A 1,138-nucleotide genomic window follows, 5' to 3' on the forward strand; every position below is an offset into this window, starting at 1 on the left:
CGAGCGCGCCGTGGTCGGTGCCGCGTACGTCGCCGTAGCGCAGCGCGCGGACCAGTGCGGGCAGCGCGCCCGCGAGGTGCGCGACGTCGGCGTCCAGGGCCGCGCAGTCGGCGAGCACCCGCATCACGGCGGGCAGTGCGCCGGACAGCCCGGCCAGCAGGCAGGTCTCCACCAGGCCGGTCAGCTCGGCGAGTTCCTCGGCGGCGCGGGCGGTGCCGACGGCCTTGTCGGCCGCCGCCTCCTCGACGGTGGTGCCCCATTGGGCGGCCTCGGCGATCCGGACCGCGAACTCGGGCTGCCAGCACAGCCGCCAGCTCTCCCGGAACGTCCCGGTCGAGTTCACCGAGGAACGCGCCGGCACGCCCCAGTCCACGCCCAGCAGCCGCAGCCGGTGCAGCAGCCGGGAGCGGGCCGCGTCGGTCTCCTTGCGCAGGTCGAGGTCGACGTCCTTCGGCGCGGCCTCGGGCTTGAGCCGCAGCGAGCGCTGCAACCGGGTCAGGTCGCGCTGGAGCGGCACCGCCGGAGCGGCGTCCGGGACCTCGCCGAGCGCGTCGCCGACCACCAGGCGGTCCCGGACCAGCTCCAGGGCGACGTCCGAGCCCTCGCAGAGCACCGCGCGCACGGCGTCCAAGGTCTCGGTCAGCCCGGCGAGCGGGCGGCCGCGCAGCACGGCCAGCGTCTCGGCGAGCCGGACCGCCTCGATCACGTGCGCGGAGGAGACCGGGTGGTCCTCGGCGCGCAGCAGGTCGGCGGCCCGGGTGAGCCAGCGCGGCACCGGGTCCCCGTCGGTGGTGAACAGGTGGTGGTACCAGCCGGGCGACTGCACGCCCGCGCCGTAGCCGGTGGTCTGGGAGAGCCGGCGGTGCGTCCACGGCACCCAGGTGATGTCCGTCCGCACCTTCTTCGGCAGCCCGGCGAGCAGCGCCCGGTCGTGGGCGACGGTGGGCATCCGCTCCAGCGCGGGGACGTGGAAGGCCCCACAGACCACGGCGATCCGCTGGTGCCCGGCGCGGCGGGCGGCGCGGATCTGCTGGCGCATGTACGCCTCGCGCAGCAGGTCCCGGCGGCACCCGCCGAGGCCCTCGGCGCGCAGCGCACCCATCGCCTCGGCGACGGCGGCGAACGGCGCCAGCGCGTC

At 77.0% G+C, this 1,138-nt stretch carries 1 protein-coding gene; it reads right to left on the minus strand.

Translation table 11 applies throughout. The annotated features are described in order from the left end of the window. On the minus strand, positions 1 to 1,138 hold a 1,138-nt coding region (locus KS423_RS45950), incomplete at both ends, for a DUF5682 family protein (RefSeq protein ID WP_224285584.1).

It is taken from the genome of Streptomyces sp. LS1784 (assembly GCF_020103755.1).
Lineage (GTDB): Bacteria > Actinomycetota > Actinomycetes > Streptomycetales > Streptomycetaceae > Kitasatospora.